Annotated in this window: 16 protein-coding genes and 1 pseudogene; 5 read left to right on the top strand and 12 right to left on the bottom strand. The window is 47.3% G+C overall.

Translation table 11 applies throughout. The features are described from left to right. Nucleotides 1-12 precede the first annotated feature (12 nt). The 3 genes from GQY55_RS10780 to GQY55_RS10770 all read right to left on the bottom strand — a co-directional run bounded on the left by GQY55_RS10780 (nucleotide 13) and on the right by GQY55_RS10770 (nucleotide 1004). Nucleotides 13-207, bottom strand: coding sequence for a hypothetical protein (locus GQY55_RS10780; RefSeq protein WP_236575538.1), 195 nt, complete (start codon nucleotides 205-207; stop codon nucleotides 13-15). 148 nt (nucleotides 208-355) lie between these two features. Continuing rightward, entirely contained in the window at nucleotides 356-781 is a 426-nt protein-coding gene (locus GQY55_RS10775; protein ID WP_160041094.1) for a type II toxin-antitoxin system HicB family antitoxin, read from the bottom strand. A 31-nt stretch (nucleotides 782-812) separates the two neighbouring features. After that, a complete protein-coding gene (locus tag GQY55_RS10770; protein WP_160041092.1) occupies nucleotides 813-1004 on the bottom strand; it encodes a type II toxin-antitoxin system HicA family toxin in 192 nt (63 codons plus the stop codon). Nucleotides 1005-1155: 151 nt separating this feature from the next. On the opposite strand from GQY55_RS10770, the pseudogene GQY55_RS10765 reads away from it, so the two are divergent. Beyond that, a pseudogene (locus tag GQY55_RS10765) lies at nucleotides 1156-2017 on the top strand (ATP-dependent DNA ligase). A 9-nt stretch (nucleotides 2018-2026) separates the two neighbouring features. Here GQY55_RS10765 and GQY55_RS10760 read toward each other — a convergent pair. From GQY55_RS10760 to GQY55_RS10750, 3 genes are read right to left on the bottom strand one after another with little or no spacing between them, the layout of a single operon-like run. Then, nucleotides 2027-3382, bottom strand: a complete 1356-nt coding sequence (locus GQY55_RS10760; protein WP_160041090.1) for a hypothetical protein — start codon at nucleotides 3380-3382, stop codon at nucleotides 2027-2029. Between the two features lie 19 nt (nucleotides 3383-3401). Further along, the gene (locus GQY55_RS10755) at nucleotides 3402-3596 is read right to left on the bottom strand and encodes a hypothetical protein (protein ID WP_236575537.1); all 195 of its coding nucleotides are present in this window, start codon (nucleotides 3594-3596) and stop codon (nucleotides 3402-3404) included. A gap of 19 nt (nucleotides 3597-3615) precedes the next feature. After that, nucleotides 3616-3834, bottom strand: coding sequence for a hypothetical protein (locus GQY55_RS10750; protein WP_236575536.1), 219 nt, complete (start codon nucleotides 3832-3834; stop codon nucleotides 3616-3618). Nucleotides 3835-4031: 197 nt separating this feature from the next. On the opposite strand from GQY55_RS10750, the gene GQY55_RS10745 reads away from it, so the two are divergent. The 4 genes from GQY55_RS10745 (at nucleotide 4032) to GQY55_RS31295 (ending at nucleotide 6622) form a co-directional block, all read left to right on the top strand. Then, nucleotides 4032-4751 carry a hypothetical protein gene (locus tag GQY55_RS10745; RefSeq protein WP_236575535.1) on the top strand — a complete coding sequence of 240 codons (720 nt, stop codon included), beginning with the start codon at nucleotides 4032-4034 and terminating at the stop codon, nucleotides 4749-4751. Between the two features lie 466 nt (nucleotides 4752-5217). Beyond that, nucleotides 5218-6138: a tyrosine-type recombinase/integrase gene (locus GQY55_RS10740; protein WP_160041086.1), complete on the top strand. Its 921-nt coding sequence runs from the start codon at nucleotides 5218-5220 to the stop codon at nucleotides 6136-6138. A 69-nt stretch (nucleotides 6139-6207) separates the two neighbouring features. Next, nucleotides 6208-6426, top strand: coding sequence for a DUF3102 domain-containing protein (locus GQY55_RS31300; protein WP_236575534.1), 219 nt, complete (start codon nucleotides 6208-6210; stop codon nucleotides 6424-6426). After that, on the top strand, nucleotides 6401-6622 hold the full coding sequence (locus tag GQY55_RS31295; RefSeq protein WP_236575533.1) for a hypothetical protein: 222 nt from the start codon (nucleotides 6401-6403) through the stop codon (nucleotides 6620-6622). Before GQY55_RS31300 ends, GQY55_RS31295 begins: the two co-directional genes overlap by 26 nt. A 242-nt stretch (nucleotides 6623-6864) precedes the next feature. Here the strand turns inward: GQY55_RS31295 and spo0A are convergent, their stop codons facing one another. The 6 genes from spo0A to GQY55_RS10705 form a co-directional block, all read right to left on the bottom strand. After that, on the bottom strand, nucleotides 6865-7671 hold the full coding sequence (gene spo0A / locus GQY55_RS10730) for a sporulation transcription factor Spo0A (protein WP_160041084.1): 807 nt from the start codon (nucleotides 7669-7671) through the stop codon (nucleotides 6865-6867). A gap of 183 nt (nucleotides 7672-7854) precedes the next feature. Next, a complete protein-coding gene (gene spoIVB, locus GQY55_RS10725) occupies nucleotides 7855-9183 on the bottom strand; it encodes a SpoIVB peptidase (protein WP_160041082.1) in 1329 nt (442 codons plus the stop codon). Between the two features lie 104 nt (nucleotides 9184-9287). Continuing rightward, nucleotides 9288-11024: a DNA repair protein RecN gene (recN, locus tag GQY55_RS10720; RefSeq protein WP_160041080.1), complete on the bottom strand. Its 1737-nt coding sequence runs from the start codon at nucleotides 11022-11024 to the stop codon at nucleotides 9288-9290. A gap of 36 nt (nucleotides 11025-11060) precedes the next feature. Then, on the bottom strand, nucleotides 11061-11510 hold the full coding sequence (gene ahrC / locus GQY55_RS10715; RefSeq protein ID WP_160041078.1) for a transcriptional regulator AhrC/ArgR: 450 nt from the start codon (nucleotides 11508-11510) through the stop codon (nucleotides 11061-11063). Between the two features lie 27 nt (nucleotides 11511-11537). Beyond that, complete coding sequence (locus tag GQY55_RS10710; protein ID WP_236575532.1) at nucleotides 11538-12107, bottom strand: hypothetical protein; 570 nt, start codon at nucleotides 12105-12107, stop codon at nucleotides 11538-11540. A 74-nt stretch (nucleotides 12108-12181) separates the two neighbouring features. Next, nucleotides 12182-13042, bottom strand: a complete 861-nt coding sequence (locus tag GQY55_RS10705) for a TlyA family RNA methyltransferase (RefSeq protein ID WP_160041076.1) — start codon at nucleotides 13040-13042, stop codon at nucleotides 12182-12184. Nucleotides 13043-13052 lie beyond the last annotated feature (10 nt).

Below are 13052 nucleotides of genomic sequence, written 5' to 3'. Positions count from 1 at the left end.
AACATCCCCTTTTTAACTAGCATATTTAAACGTACACACTTCGGGTATGTACCGCTGATCCCCTATTTTGACGCTGTTTTCCGTCACCTCCGCGATCCGTCCGGCGCCAACGAGTTCGTTCCCGATAAAGACGATGATCGGCAGCCGGTCTATCATCGCGGTATGTAAATGAATAGCGGAGGTTAACGGCTTCATATAACTATCCATTATCGACCTCCTTACGTATCAATACCGAAATTTTACCATATTACGACAAAGTTGTCCGCAAGAAAAAAACCGCCCCAAATTAGGACGGTCCAGCAACAAAGACGGCTAAATCAGCGGATCATATCCGAACTGTTCGGCGCGTTTAATGTCACTTTTTTCGTTCGTTCACTCCGAGATAATTCTTTAGCGCATCCTGCAGCACATGCGAATAGTTGACCTTGTGTTCCGCAGCCAAATCGTCGAGCCATTTCGGAATGGTCAGCGTCTTTTTAACGGCGCGATCGGCCATTTTATCGCGGAATGGCGGCATCCATACGTCGATTAATACGACTACTTTCTTTGGCATTTGCGGGATATCAGCGACTGGCGTTGGTTCTGGGATCTCGTCACCATCCTCTTCCATTCCGTAAAGGTGTAGTGCGAGACAATCTTTCGCCATGTAGAGCGCTTCTTCGTCGGTGTCGCCACAGGTAAGAGCGCCGGGGAGATCCGGAAACTCTACCGAGATGCCGTCGTCTGCGTAGTCGAATACTGCAGGGAATACGTAGCGATTCTTCTGTGTCTTGAAATTCATCTATAAATAAACCTCCTTTGCGGGAGGGGCTTCAGCTTAGCCCCGCCTGCCTGAGAATACTTGCTATGGTTTTCTTAGGTAGATCTTTGTTTGGATGAGGGATTGTTATTTTGCCGGGCTTGGTCGGATGTTTGAATTGGTAGTGGTCGCCTGTTGCTCTTATGTAGTACCATCCGTCAGCTTCTATTAGTTTAATCAGTTCCCTCGAAGAGTAGCCCTTCATTCATCGCATCACCTTCCTTATATTTTTATAATAATACGTATATTAGTACGTGTCAATCTAAATATACGTATAATTGCACGTATTAAATTCCAACACTTACAGCCTCATCATACGTTCAAGTAGCGCTATAATCGGCGTAGAGGTGTTTACGATGTTTATTAGCCCGATGTTACTCGAAACGGCGGCTGGTCCGTTCTCAGATCCGCGCCACATCTACGAACCAAAGATCGACGGCCACCGCCTTATCTTCTCGCAAGAGGACGGCAACGTCCGCCTAATATACGCGCCATAACAACGAATGTACGCGCCAGTATCCCGAGATCGCCGGCGCCTTGTTCCCTCATGACATTGAATTGGACGGCGAGATTGCATACTTCGATCCGGAAACCGGCACGGTTGATTTCGAATCGATAATGACGCGATTTCAGGCGAAAAGGGCCGATCGCATTCGTCAGCTTGCCGGAACTATCCCGGCAACCTATATCGTTTTTGATGTCTTGCGCTATAAGGGCGAGGATCTTCGCGGGCTGCCGTTAACGCAACGAAAAGAGATACTCGCCGGCCTGGCGATGCCGAACGCTCACTTCGGCGTAGTCCCTTACGTCGAGAATGAGGGCGAGGCGTTATTTAAACAGATCGAGCTGCGCGGATTGGAAGGCGTGGTCGCAAAGCGGAAGGATAGCGTATATGAAACGGGGCGCCGATCTGCAGCGTGGCAAAAGATTATTAACTGGCGCTATGCTGACGTTTATCTGACGGGGTACAAAAAGGCGGAATTCGGGTGGCTTGCGGCGGTCGAGGATAACGCAAAAATGCGGCCCGCCGGTATTATCGAGCTTGGCGCGACGCCAACGCACAAGAAGGCGTTTTATGGCGTTGTGCAGCCGTTGATTACCGGCGAGGACCGCAATTTTGTTTATGTTGAGCCGAGGATACGAGCGCGCGTGAAGATGCGTGGGTGGACTCGTGCGGGAATGCTGCGGACTCCTGTTTTTACGGAGTTTATTGTTTAACACGTTCCATTACTGTTTGACAAATTCTTGTTCACTGGGTGCTGCAAAAGTAACATAATCACCAGCTTCATTTGTGAATAGTCCCTTAGTGTTAAATATAGATTCTATTATAGTAGTTTTTGCTTCTGGATGGAATTTAATATGAATGTATAGATTAAGAAGCTGCGTACCTGTTAATAGACAGTGTTCTCTTGACTCACAGTATTTAAGCATTTGTGCTGGAAATGCTGCCTCCGATCGGTCAGTGAGAGGAACATCTTTGAATGCATTAACTATAAGTATTCCTTTTGGTGCGACTTCTTTAGACGCAAGGTACTCACTGACCCATTTTTCGAGTTGTGCAGCATGTTTTTCTGCGGCGCTTTTAGTTACACCTTTAATCTCAACTACAGCTACCTTTCCGTTGTAACTTAGTATCAGGTCGTCCCTACCGGGGATTCCCTCGCTAACTTCGAAGCCAAGTTCCTTGAATACTTTGGCTACCTGGACTTCTAAAGAACGCCCGGTGCCAGTGAATAGAAGTTTATACTCTTCAAGGGTTAGTAGTTTTTCTTTTTGTTTTGAAATCTTATGTTTCACTGCTTCTAAGTCAGCCTCTAGACTTAAAATTTCACTCTTACACTCTTCTTCGCCTGGGAGAATGTAATTTTGACTCCAACTAGGAAGAGTATAATCCCCACTGTTTTCTTTTAATTTTGTCGCTATTTCCTTCAGTGAGTCGATAAATCCAGCCTCAAGATCTTCGTCGTCATCGTCATTTATAAAATTAGGTATAAATACTAAGTTGCCATTTTCTATGGATATATGCGAAGCGATTACCTTATCTGTTCCTCTGATTTTTGCTATTGGGTTGCCGCACTCACTTGTAAAATAGGCGGAATACACCAACTCATTCATATGCTTTTTCCAAAAATCATCGAAGAAAGGGCTTCGTAAGGGCTCGATGCCTGATCCTTCTGCAGTAATTGTATTAATAGAACATGGAAGGAATTTTAGAATATCTAACTCATTGACTATGCGCGTGGTTCTTGTATTCTTTCCTGTGCCCGAATACTCCCGTTTCCCCGAGTCTACATATACTTTCTGCGCTACTGGGGTGTAAACAAAAACGGTTCTTCCAAGCCTCAATAAATCTAGGATTTCCTGTTTTCTTCTTTCTATGTCACTGACTATGAGCGGAGAGTCGTTATCACTAATTGATTTAAGCCCGCGATATGTACTATTCGAATAATTGGCGGTGTATTCATGTTGAATTATTGAGCAGTCAATAACTACTATATCATAGTCGAAAAAAGAAATTGTAGAACCAAAATCAGCATTGTCTGAGTTGACTCCCAAAAATCTTCCGATAGTTAGAACCTTCATATATCTTCTAATCTCCTTTTTATGTAGCGTATTTAAACGTACATACTTCCCGCATGTACCGTTCGCCCCCGATTTTCACGCTCTCTTCCGTGACCTCTGCGATTCTTCCGGCCCCAACGAGTTCATTCCCGATAAACACGGCGATCGGCGCGCGTTCAGTCATCGCGGTATAAAGGTGCAGCGAAGAGGTCAGCGGCTTCATGAAACGGCCCATTTCGATCACCACCTAAATTCTACCATAAGTGAACGCGAAATTCATACGTTTTGCGAGAATAATAGACGCCGGCTATCCGGACAAAATCCGGCGAGTACATTTCGAGGCGCCCGCCGTGTGCCACGACGTATTTATAGCCGGCTTCTTCGTCATCGAACGCGATGTAAACGTGGGCTTTCGATAGGGCCGCGGCAAACATTTCGATGTCCGTTTCGAGGATACGGTAACGTTGAACCAACGAATATCACACTCCGGGTACAAATTAAAAGGCCCTACGCGCAGTGAGCGAGTAAGAGCCTGTAACGGTGCTTCCGTATGTTTAAAACAAATATACCAATTCATTAAGTAATTGCATATATTTAACTTTTAACTTCGTGCCTCTCCTGGTATAATTCCCCTTGTTAAAAAGGGCGGGGGAAAATCACCATCTTCCTGATGAAAACTTTTATGGGGGAACTTATTTTGACTTCACGAGTTATAATTCGGGCAGGAATTACTGCAATCATAATAGTAATGGTATGCCTTCTTATCTACGCCATATTCTTTAAAACCAGAGAGCCGAACTATTTTGGTGAACTTTTGGAAAAACGTCAATCAGAAAAAGTTGAACGTTATGAAAAGGCATTGAGATTACTTAAAGAAAAAAACTATTCCGAAGCAGAAAAAACAGCGATATTAGACCTTCCTTTTCAATCATCGGGAGGGATTCGAACTGAAACTGACACTAAAGAGAAGGATGTATTTTATTTCGCCAATTTTATGGTAACAGAAAACGACAACCCAATTGATAAATACTCATCCTTAATGTTGGTAGAACCAATAGAAGGAGTGGTTACACAAATAGAACTTGATAAACTTAAGGCTGAATGGAAACAAAAATCAGACGAAGCGAATCGATACGTTGAGAAGCAAGTAAATGAAGCGCTCCAAGGACTGACGGAGGATGAAAAATCATTCGTTAGGCAGTATATGTTTGAATCTATAAATGGAAAGACACCTGATCCTGGTGTTGTAGCTTCACATTCTACTAGGAATCTGACTGCTACTGAAGCTACTGAGAAAGCTCGTGCGTGGATGGAAGATCCTCGAATTATTGAAGCGATGGAGAAATACAAAAATGTGTCTTATAAATATGATGCTGAAAGTAATAAGTGACAGTAATTTAACGTTGATGCTCGCTTAGACGCCATTAAAAAGGCGTCTTTTTTGCGTTAAATACTTATATTTTCTGCCGTTTTGTGACTACGGGATATGAAACCGCTGGATTCACGCATGATCCGGGTAAACTCCGGACAATCCTGCGCTATTTTAATCTAGCTGAGGGGATCGAATGGCTGAATATAAACGATTATCGGGCTCGGAGACGGGCGAGCTGTAATACGCGGCTGTCCTCGATTAAATCAATCGAGTAATATAGGAAGCTCAACGATAAGGGCGCCGCGTGTGTTGCTTGGAAAAAATAGGAGAATAAAATAAAATAAATATATAGTTGAGTTTGTTTAGACAATCCCAATGATTTATGTCTAGCCTCTGCGGACTTGGCTACATCACATCGACTACATATTACGAATAAACAGATGTGAGGTTTGAATCTCTAAACTCTATATAAAAAGGGGAAATTATGAAACAAATACAACGCGTTTCACTAAAAAGTAATCGTCCCTGGGAAGATCTACTCAATGAGTTTTTAATGGCTAAGCAGTTAAAGGGCATTAGCATTCTAACCTACAAAGACTATGTGAGAACAGTAAATCTATTATTTAAACGATTTCCTAATGCATGGGATTCTTACTTTAGCTTAAAAGAATCATTGATCGCTCACTTATCACAGGAAGGTATCGCTCCCGCGACATTTAATAGTCGCTTGACATACCTAAGAACATTTCTAAAATGGTGTGTTGAAAATGGATATTTAAAAGAGAATCCATTGAAGGGTCTAAAAAAACGGAAAGAAGGATCGCGTATCGTTGCAATCGATATTGAAACTTTAAAAAAGCTTCTGCAAATGCCCGATAAAAACACTTTTGTTGGGATGCGCGATTATACATTAATACTTCTAACACTTGATACAGGAATACGCCCTTCCGAAGCATTGTCTCTCCAACCCAACGATATAAACCTTATCTCGGGTTGGGTTCGCATTCCAGCTAGTGCAGCTAAGGCTCGTGCATCTCGAACATTAAACATATCCCCTGTAACAGTCAAAGCTCTAAAAACTTTTTTGAAAATGCGACCCCGTTCATGGGCAAACAAAGTAACCGTCTTTTGTACAGAGGGAGGAAACAAGTTAAATCGTCATGTTTGGGGAGATCGTTTAGAACGACATAGTCACAAAATCGGAGTTCATATTCGGCCCTACGACCTTCGTCATGCATTTGCCCTTGAATTTATAAGAAATGGTGCTACTGCTTTCAGCTTGCAGAAGACATTAGGACATGTTGATATATCAATGACAAAACGATATGTAGCACTAGCCGATGAGGATTTAAAGGCAGACCATAGAAAGGCAAGTCCATTGAATAAGATGTTTAAAGAAGAGTAATAAATTCGTTGTCCATCAACCTTTTCTCACGCAGCTACCGGGACTCTGTTCTTGCTTGCCTACAAACGAGTGGCGGGTGAGGCTATATTTGAAATCGATCGCAGATTGAAACACGTCAAGGAGAACGATTTGGCGCACGGAGATTGGGAACGATGGCTACAGACGGTGGACATCGCGAAAACAACCGCCTGGCAGTTCATCCAAGTTTACGAACAGATGGGTGAGAACGTTCGAACAAATAGGATTCGGGAAGTTGATTCAAATGCTCTCGCTACCTGCCGACATTGACCGCAGCGATTTCGTATCCCATCCCCACACTATCCCGTCAACCGGCGCAACAAAGACCGTTGATGAAACGACCGTCCGAGAGCTGCACGAAGTCAAGGCGGCGCTAAAGGCGGGACGAGAGGCGGCGGAGAGGCGCGCTGAACAGGCGGAAGAGGATTACGAATTCAACTGCGCTGGCTTCAGCCCGGGAAGATAAAAAGCGCCCTACTATCCCGAAATTACTTCGGTTTGTGGGCGCCAATTTGAAATTATTCGAAATTTTCGCTAAGATAAAATGCAGTTAATCGTCCGATGAATTCACGAAATTTAACAGATTAATTGCGGATAGTTTTTCGGAATAGCAACGGTATAGTTTATCGGAATCTCACGCACAACGACCGAAAAGTTTCCGAGAACAAGTGTTCTATCGATCGCTAAAACACCGCGTCACACCTACGTTCAGCTCACCTTATGCTCGATCCGCAGCTTATCGGCCACCATCGCGATGAATTCGCTGTTGGTCGGCTTGGACTTGCTGATGTTGATCGTGTAGCCAAACAGATGGCTGATGGAGTCGATGTTGCCGCGCGTCCAGGCAACCTCAATTGCATGGCGAATGGCGCGTTCCACGCGGGAAGGCGTCGTTTTGAACTTTTCGGCGATGGCCGGATAAAGCGTTTTGGTGATGGCGCCCAAAATTTCGATGTTGTTGTACACCATCGTGATGGCTTCGCGCAAATATTGATATCCTTTAATATGCGCAGGAACGCCGATTTCATGTATGATGGACGTAATATTGGCGTCCAAATTTTTGCCTTTGGCCATCGGAACGACATTGGATTTGATGGTCGATGCCATGCTTACGTTGCCTGCCGTTACGCTTTGTCCGCCGACAAGCTGACGAATGCGGCTCGCGAGCACCTCCATGTCAAACGGTTTCAGGATATAATACGATGCTCCAAGCTGCACGGCCCGCTGTGTGATGTTCTCTTGGCCGAAAGCAGTCAGCATAATGATCTTCGGCTGTGGAGACAAATTCATTTCACGCAAACGTTCTAGAACACCCAAGCCGTCCAGATGAGGCATGATAATATCCAATATGAGTACGTCCGGAATTTTTCGCGAATCACTGATCATATTCAGCACTTCCTCGCCATTATAGGCGATTCCAGTTACCATCATATCTTCTTGCTCCGTAATGTATTCCGCAAGCAAATTCGTGAATTCACGGTTGTCATCTGCCAACAAAACCTCGATTTTTTGCACTGGCTGCTTCCTCCTTAGAATCAATATCCAATTTTTTTTGTCTGAAATAGTTTTCGACATTGCTGATCAAATTCCTTCTGTCGAAAATTATTTTTGTTTATTTTTTTTTGGATTTGATTTATAATAAATATTTTTATTCAAAATCCACGCATTTTCTGCCAAAAACGACAAAAAATCTTAAGGCTAACTCGCCTTAAGATTCGTTGCATTCCTTTGAGGTATGACGCCGGAATCCTGCAGCATCCATTCGATGAAGCAGCCGTATCCCGACTTTGGATCATTGACGAACACGTGGGTTACCGCCCCGATCAGCTTTCCGTTCTGCACGATTGGGCTTCCGCTCATCCCCTGCACGATGCCGCCCGTTTTTTCGATAAGCCTCGGATCGGTGATGCGGATAACCAAACCTTTTGTGGCCGGCGTGTCCTGTTTGGCGACATGGACGATGTTCACCTTGAATTTTTCGACCTGCTGCCCGTCGACGACGGTTAAAATTTCGGCCGGCCCTTCTTTAACGTCCTGCGCAAATCCTACGGGTATACCTTCTTTATAAAGACTGTATTCGGGATTTTTGCTCATTTTTCCGAAAATGCCGAAATGCGTATTTCGTTCGATGCTCCCTAAAATTTTGCCATCCTTCAAAAAATGAGCTCTTTTTTCCCCCGGTTCCCCGTCTTGCGATTTGGAAATCGAGGTCACGCTGGACTGCAGGATTTGCCCGCTGCCAACCGTAATCGGCGTCTGCGTGTTCATATCAGTAATAACATGGCCCAATGCGCCGTAAACCCCTTGATCTGGAGCATAAAAAGTTAACGTGCCGACCCCCGCTGCGGAATCGCGGATATAAAGACCAAGTCTCCATTTCTGCTCGCTTTGGTCATACGCCGGGGTTAATTTCGTTTTCATGACCTTGTCCCCGCGCTTAAACGTAATCTCGAGAGGTTTTTTGCTGTTTCCCGCTTCCTCGACGACTTGGGCGACCTTGGAGATATCTTTGAGCGGTTCGCCGTTAAAATGCGTCATCAAATCGCCGAGCTGAATTCCGGCATTCTCGCCTGGGGATACTCTTGTTGTCGGATCCACGTGCACCAGATGATGCCCCACCACCAAAATGCCCGCCGACTTGACCTTTACGCCGATCGTTTGACCGCCGGGGATCACTTTGAGACCGGGTATGACGTGGACATTCACGGTTTTGAGCGGAATTTTGCCAAACAGCTTGAATGTTAATTTGGCGCTGCCGCTTTGTTGGGGCATCAGCTGAAGCGGATGCTGCGGAGAAACCTTAAGCGATGAAGAAGCGGATCCATTCAGGTGCAGCACTTCGGGACGATCCACCGTCGCTTGCGCCGCCACCGGCATCGCCAGTTGAATGGAGTTCGTGTCGCCGGCAAACATCCTAATCTCGCTGGGAATGGATGCAAAACTCTTGACAGGTGCGGTGGTGCTGAAAAAACACAGAAAGAAGACAATGAAAAGACCGAGCATTTTATTCCTGAGGCTGGAGTTCAATGGCTGTCACGCTCCCTTTTGCTTCTTTCGCTTGACGAAAAGGTGGTCGCCAATTGCGTACCTTTAAGATTGCCCTGCCTCAAGGCTTTTATTACTGTCAATCATTACGCTGGTGCGGTTTTGACGGCTTTCCGCTCCTCCGCCAGCTTCAACATTTCTTGGGCATGGTGGAGCGTTTTTTCGGTAATTTCGACGCCGCCGAGCATGCGCGCAAGCTCTTCCACCCGACCCTGATCGGAAAGCTCCTCGACCCGCGTCATCGTCCGTTCGCCTTCGATATGTTTTTCGATCAAATATTGATGATCCGCCATGCAGGCCACTTGCGGCAAATGCGTAATGGAAAATACCTGGCAGTTTTCTGCGAGCTTATCAAGTTTTTCGGCAATCGATTGGGCCGCCCTTCCGCTGACCCCCGTGTCCACTTCGTCAAAAATAAGCACCGGAATGCGGTCATGCCTGGCGAAAATGCTTTTCATGGCAAGCATCATCCGGGAAAGCTCGCCGCCGGAAGCGATTTTGCTCAACGGGCGCAGCGGCTCGCCGGGGTTCGGGGAAATCATGAATTCGGCGGTATCGATTCCTTGCCGGGTCAATTTGATTTTCCGTCCGTCCACTTCGGCTCCTTTCGGATCTTCGATCCGGTCAAAACGAACCTCCAGCGAAGTCCGCTCCATATGAAGATCCTTCAGCTCCTTTTCAACCTGGCCGGCCAAGTCTGCGGCGCACATTTTGCGTGCCTCGCTGAGCTCCTGTGCAGCTTCGAGCAAGTCGGCAAGCAATTCGTCGCGGCGAGTTTTCAGCTGCTCCAAACGTTCATCCTTGTTTTCGAGCGCATTGGTTTCCTGCAATATATTGTTGTAATACGCGAGAATTTCATCGACGCTTTCCCCGTACTTTCGGCGCAAGGAAGCGATCAGATCCAATCTTTCTTCGACCTCGTCGAGGCGTTCCGGATTGAATTCGATGTCATCCCGGTAATTTCTGAGCTGAAAAGCAACATCCTCCAGCTGGTAATACGCCGATTGAAGCTGCTCCAATATAGGTTTCAGTTCTTTTTCGTCATACTGTGCCACGTCTTCAAGACGGGTTACGGCCGTACTGATCGCTCCCAGTCCCTTTTCGCCGAAAACCAGGTCGTAAGCGCCCGAAACCGAATCCATCATTTTCTCGCTATGGGATAGCTTGACCCGTTCTTCCGTCAACCATTCATCCTCGCCGGACTTTAAGGAAGCGGCCGAAATTTCCTCCAGCTGAAAACGGTACAGATCCAGCATCTGGTACGTTTTCTGGCTGTTCAGCATCAGCTCTTTGTACTCCTTTTCGACGGCCGAAAAGGCGGCATACTGCTCCTGATACTTCCGCTTCACGGGACCGATGACGGCTTCGCCGTAAGTATCGAGAAGATGCAAGTGGCGATCGGACCGCATCAGGTTCTGATGCTCGTGCTGACCGTGGATATTAATCAGCTGCTCCCCGATTTCCCGAAGCATCGTCAAGTTGACAAGCTGTCCGTTGATCCGGGCGGTGCTTTTTCCCTGCTGGTTCACCTCCCGGCGAATGATCAAGTGTTCCTCGGGATCGGCCTGAACGCCCATCTGCGCAAGCGACTCCCATACGGGATGATTGGGCTGAAGCTCGAAGCTGGCTTCAATTTCGGCTTTGTCGCAGCCGTACCGGATCAGTTCGGCCGAGCCCCGGCCGCCCGCAATCAAGCCCAGCGCATCGATAACAATCGATTTCCCTGCGCCCGTCTCCCCTGAAAGAACATGAAAACCCGCATGAAAAGATACGTCGACCGCTTCGATGACGGCCAAATTCCGAATGCTTAATGTCAGCAGCATGGATTAAAACACCCCCAAAATATTCCCCGAATCGCCTTACGAAATATAGCTCATGATCAGCTCGACCAAGCTTTTGCTGTCCTCGTTGGTGCGGCAAATCATCAATATCGTGTCGTCGCCGCAAATGGTGCCCATGATCTGGTTCCATTCCATATTGTCGAGAAGGACTGCGATCGCATTCGCCGTGCCCGGCAAACATTTCATGACGACCAAATTGTTGGTGTAGTCGATATGGACGAAATTGTCCACGAGCGCCCGCTTCAGCTTTTGGATCGGATTGTAGCGCTGGTCCGTCGGGAGCGAATATTTGTATCTTCCGTCGTCCATCGGCACCTTGATCAAAAGCAGTTCCTTGATATCCCGCGATACCGTCGCCTGGGTCACTTGAAAACCGGCGGCCCGCAGCGCTTCGACCAGCTCGTCCTGGGTTTCGATGTCCTGTTGTGTAATGATTTCTCGGATCTTGATATGTCGTTGTCCTTTCATACATACCTCCTGGTAAATTGCTTCTATTTATTCATCATATCCATAAGCGTCCTCTTCATCCCAGTCAAAATGGATGCAGGCAACCTCGTCGTTGTCCACGTCTACGTACAACACGCCGCCGCAGCCCGGATAAAGCAGAAAATAAGGCAGCAGACGGTCCCGGATCGCACTTCCCGTCCAATCCATCGGCAGCCGGCTCCGGGCCACCTTGACCAGGTAAAGCACGTTCTCATCGTTTCTTGCGATAAAGTCGATAAACAATCGGCTGTGAAAATCTTCCCCGTCGACGTCAAACACCAACGGGATTTTGATCTTCCCGCCGAGCACCTCGTATCCCGCCTTCTCCAGGAGATCCAACGCCGGATGTTCGGGAATGTTTTCGTTTATGGGCATATCCGGCACGCGGACCGGCAGCGGCCTGAACAACCACGTTCTCAGACCGTATGCGATCCAAACCAAAAGCAGCAATCCGATAAGAAGCATGACGAGCCAGTCCGCCCGTTCCTCCATTTCGATCACCTCAATGGTTCTATTCGCGGCAACCGGATGCAATTCCTTTAAAACATGCGTGCGAACCGCATAAATAATCAATTTCAAGTCCATTATATACCAAACATACGTTCTTCTCAATTCGCTTTTTCATAAAAAATCCGGGAACGAAAAGAAACCCATCACTTGGATGAGTTTCCCGTAAACGTGTTCGCGGCTTGTCCGACGATGTCATGAACGAGGGGCTGAAGCTCTGCTTCAAACTCTTCGGCCGACCTTGATTCCGCAAGGGCTTCCCGATCCGGCAAATGCCAGTGAGCCAAAAATTCGATGTTCCCTTCTCCCCCCGTAATCGGGGAATAGGTCAGCCCCTTCAATTCGAAACCGAGCTCATGGGCAAAGGTTAAAATGTTCATCAGCACTTCGCGGTGAACGGCGGGCTCGCGGACGACGCCCGATTTGCCTACCTTCTCCCTCCCGGCTTCAAACTGGGGTTTGATAAGCGCCGCGACGTCGCCCGGACGCTTGAGCAGCGCTTTTAACGGCGGCAAAATGATGCGCAGCGATATAAAGGACACATCGATGCTCGCAAAATCCGGCGCCGGCCCCTTCAAATCATCCGGCGTCATGTAACGGAAATTCGTTTTTTCCATTACGCAGACGCGATCGTCGTTGCGCAGGGACCAGTCGAGCTGGTTCGAACCGACGTCAATCGCATAGACGTATGCCGCGCCGTGCTGAAGGGCGCAATCCGTAAACCCGCCGGTGGAAGAACCGATATCCAGCATCACCCGGCCCTCCATGTCGAGTCCGAACGTCCGAATGGCTTTTTCGAGCTTTAATCCTCCGCGGCTTACATAAGGATGAACAGCTCCTTTAACGCGGATGACCGTATCCCTTGGAACCTTCATGCCCGCTTTTTCGATGCGTTCCTCGTTGGCAAGCACCAAGCCGGCCATGATGGCGGCTTTGGCTTTTTCGCGGCTGTCGTAAAATCCCTGCTCCACCAGCAGGACGTCAATCCGTTCTTTTGGCGAATTCATGCTTTTCTCC

It is taken from the genome of Paenibacillus sp. USDA918EY, from assembly GCF_009870825.1.
Lineage (GTDB): Bacteria > Bacillota > Bacilli > Paenibacillales > Paenibacillaceae > Paenibacillus_AQ > Paenibacillus_AQ albilobatus.
The sequence above is the reverse complement of the archived record's forward strand: the minus strand, read 5'-3'. Positions and strand labels throughout refer to the sequence as shown.

Coding starts and splice junctions, on each gene's coding strand:
- GQY55_RS10760 (WP_160041090.1), bottom strand. CDS start 3,382: ATGAAGGTTCTAACTATCGGAAGATTTTTGGGAGTCAACTCAGACAAT.
- GQY55_RS31295 (WP_236575533.1), top strand. CDS start 6,401: ATGCTCTCGCTACCTGCCGACATTGACCGCAGCGATTTCGTATCCCAT.
- GQY55_RS10745 (WP_236575535.1), top strand. CDS start 4,032: ATGAAAACTTTTATGGGGGAACTTATTTTGACTTCACGAGTTATAATT.
- ahrC (WP_160041078.1), bottom strand. CDS start 11,510: ATGAAAGGACAACGACATATCAAGATCCGAGAAATCATTACACAACAG.
- GQY55_RS10705 (WP_160041076.1), bottom strand. CDS start 13,042: ATGAATTCGCCAAAAGAACGGATTGACGTCCTGCTGGTGGAGCAGGGA.
- recN (WP_160041080.1), bottom strand. CDS start 11,024: ATGCTGCTGACATTAAGCATTCGGAATTTGGCCGTCATCGAAGCGGTC.
- GQY55_RS10775 (WP_160041094.1), bottom strand. CDS start 781: ATGAATTTCAAGACACAGAAGAATCGCTACGTATTCCCTGCAGTATTC.
- GQY55_RS10740 (WP_160041086.1), top strand. CDS start 5,218: ATGAAACAAATACAACGCGTTTCACTAAAAAGTAATCGTCCCTGGGAA.
- GQY55_RS10770 (WP_160041092.1), bottom strand. CDS start 1,004: ATGAAGGGCTACTCTTCGAGGGAACTGATTAAACTAATAGAAGCTGAC.
- GQY55_RS10780 (WP_236575538.1), bottom strand. CDS start 207: ATGGATAGTTATATGAAGCCGTTAACCTCCGCTATTCATTTACATACC.
- GQY55_RS10755 (WP_236575537.1), bottom strand. CDS start 3,596: ATGGGCCGTTTCATGAAGCCGCTGACCTCTTCGCTGCACCTTTATACC.